The 2,528-nt window shown below is 32.3% G+C and carries 2 protein-coding genes and 1 pseudogene; all 3 read right to left on the reverse strand.

Annotation, left to right across the window (positions count from 1 at the left end; genetic code table 11):
- Window positions 1–303: 303 nt before the first annotated feature.
- The gene (locus tag JK139_RS15335) at window positions 304–774 is read right to left on the reverse strand and encodes a hypothetical protein (protein ID WP_143439460.1); all 471 of its coding nucleotides are present in this window, start codon (window positions 772–774) and stop codon (window positions 304–306) included.
- 35 nt (window positions 775–809) lie between these two features.
- Window positions 810–1,559, reverse strand: a complete 750-nt coding sequence (locus JK139_RS15340) for a substrate-binding domain-containing protein (protein ID WP_074420545.1) — start codon at window positions 1,557–1,559, stop codon at window positions 810–812.
- A gap of 7 nt (window positions 1,560–1,566) precedes the next feature.
- Window positions 1,567–2,115 (reverse strand): annotated as a pseudogene (locus tag JK139_RS15345) (substrate-binding domain-containing protein); the annotation flags it as partial.
- Window positions 2,116–2,528 lie beyond the last annotated feature (413 nt).

Here is a 2,528-nt window from a genome sequence, read left to right on the forward strand (position 1 = left end):
TTTGAGTAGAAGTTTTGTTTTCGCAACTCAAAATTATTCCTATTTCAAATGCTTCTATTTTAGGAAACTTGGGTTATTTATTAAAACAAAAGAGTAAAAGCATATTGTTGAACTGTTTAATCTTAAAATCAAAAAACAATTATATGCCTGGGTGTTCCATCGCACAATACAGGAGTAAACTCTGTAAAATTTAAGTTTGTTGAACCAAATTTATTGAAACACATGCTCCGTAAGCTTTTTAGAGCTTAATAGTACAACGTATTAAATTTTATGAATTATTAATATTAATACAAAAATATCTTTCTATACTGTTTGCCATTTTTCATAAAGCAATCCTAGAATAGCTCCAAATGCCCAGTTGGCTATAAAAAAATATAAAATACCGGCTGTTGAAATACTGTTTATACCGGCAATGCCCTGTCCTAAAAGTGGTAGTACAATAAAAGCATTTATAGCCCAAGGGATTAGAGAAAAAACACTCCCCTTTACAAGACCTTTGCCGGGTAGAAACTTATTATTGATAAAAACATAAATTAAAACCATGGCCATGCCGGTAGCATAATGAAATATAATGAAAAAAATAAAACTTTTTAAGTATAGTAATAAACCCGGAGTTAAAATTGTCCGGGTTTTCAAAATAAATAATTTTAGCAATCCGCCACTTTCAGCTTCTATATGTAACAGGGGGGCGGCTTTTAATATTATAGTATTGATTGTTATTGCAATAAATCCAATAACAAATATTCTGGCTATTGAAATTTTTTTTTTAAGCATGCTCATTATCATTTTAATTAAAATTAGCAGTTAAATTACTCCCATCCCCATTTTTTAAAAATGTTATGCCCTTCTTCTGATAAAAGAAACTCTATAAAATGTGCTGCTGTTTGTTTATGTTTAGTGATAGAAGTGATCGCAATGGGTGTACCCCGGTAAACAGTTTGTGAGCTTGGTATTGTAACAAGTGATGATACATCTTTTAGTCTGTAATACCAGGACGAAAAAATTATTATTGCATCAAATTTATCATCTTTTTTCCATGTATCAATGGCTAATGCTGTATTTGCAGCAGCACCTTTAATATTTTTTTGGATGTCTCCAATAATATTTTGTTTCCCTGCTAAATCTTCCCACATTCCCAATTGTCCGGCTCCAATTACTTCAAGTATATTTACTCCAGGTAAAGTCAAGTCTTTAAGGGAATGTATATTTTTGGGATTACCAGGACGAACCAATATACCGGCAGCCCGTTTATATAGTTCAGTTCGTGTAGTATTGTCGATTAACCCAGGATGATTTTTATCAAATTGAGTGAGCATGTATTCTGCACCGCCAAATACTAAATCTGCGTTTTTATGAGCATCATTTATCCATTTTCCTTCAGGGCCTGCTATTATTTTTATTGGTGTTGAATACTTCAGTGTGTATAAACCGGCACATTCTTTCATGGCAGCGGCTGGACCACCCGGACCATAAATCATTAAGGTGTCATTGGATTGTGCCCATAGAAGCGTGGATGCAAACAAACAATAAACTGATATTATTATAAATTTTACTTTCATATGCTACCTATTTTGTGGTAAATCCATATTTTCTATAAATTGTTTTTGCAGTAGGGCTGGTTAAAAAAGTCATGAAGTCTTTTGCAGCCTGTTTGTGTGGGGCATTTTTCATTAGCCCTGCCATATAAGTAGCTGTAATGTTTTCATTATCAGGAATTGTTACCATTTCAATTGGATGATTTATCATTTGTTGATAATAAGCTTCAGAATACCAAACAGGACCGGCATCGCTCTGTGCATATAAGATGCGCATAGGTGTTTGGCGGTGATGAATTTGTGTTAAATAGGTAGTTTGGTTCTTTACTTTTACATCCATAATTTCATTTTTTAGAGCAACTCCGCCTGCTTTAATATATGCCTCCTCAATGCGTCTCCCTATACCTTCCCATTCAGGATTAGGCATACTTACTTTTATGTCTTTTCTCCCCAAATCTTTCAGTCCATGGATATTTTTGGGATTCCCCTTCGGTACCATAATCGCTAATTTGTTATATGCGTAGGCGGTAGTATCAACAAAATAGTTTGCCATTTTATCTATTCGGCTTTTACCTGCAGTGTAAACATCCGGTTAAAGGTGCAGGTGATTACGACAATTATTCGACGAACTTTAAAATAGATCTGTTCCATAGAATATTATTTCATTACTCTTATGAGATAAATGAGAAAATTATCTGCCCAAATATTCGAGTTCCTGATGAGCCTCCACAAATAGCTTAACTTTTATTTCTTTTACTTTTAATTATTTTTTTGGCAATATATTTTATTGTCCAAATTGTAAACATTTTTGAATTTTTTGAAAGTAAAAATCTAAAATCATTGCTGAATAATCGGCATATGATACTTGTATTTATTATTCTATCAAATATAGATCTTCTAAAATGAAATTTATTATATAATTCAAGTTTCCTATTTTAAACGATTGCTTTTACTTGAAAAGCTAAAACGAATAGTAATATTTTAAGTAAGAAT

Origin of the sequence: Hydrotalea lipotrueae, assembly GCF_019249625.1 — a bacterium.
GTDB classification, from domain to species: domain Bacteria; phylum Bacteroidota; class Bacteroidia; order Chitinophagales; family Chitinophagaceae; genus Hydrotalea; species Hydrotalea flava.